Genomic DNA, 245 nt, shown 5'->3' with positions numbered 1-245 from the left:
ATGGTCACCACGCCGTAGGGCACCACCATCACCACATGGGCGATCACCACCCCGGGCAGGGTGTCGTAGCCCCAGCCCGGGGCGATGCGCCCGAGGTTGGTTTCCATGAAGTACAGCACCAGCGCCGAGATCACCGGCGGAATGGCCATGGGCAGCAGCACCAGGCCGATCAGCAGGGTTGCCAGGCGCGAACGCAGGTACCAGATGCCGAGGCTGAAACTCACCGCCAGCAGGGTGGCGATCAG

At 66.1% G+C, this 245-nt stretch carries 1 pseudogene; it reads right to left on the bottom strand.

The annotated features are described in order from the left end of the window. Window positions 1-245 (bottom strand): annotated as a pseudogene (locus tag F6S12_RS33480) (ABC transporter permease); the annotation flags it as partial.

The sequence above is a fragment of the Pseudomonas sp. JV245A genome (genome assembly GCF_032424515.1).
GTDB lineage: Bacteria > Pseudomonadota > Gammaproteobacteria > Pseudomonadales > Pseudomonadaceae > Aquipseudomonas > Aquipseudomonas protegens.
Note: the sequence above shows the minus strand (reverse complement) of the source record. Positions and strands in the feature narration are given on the sequence as shown.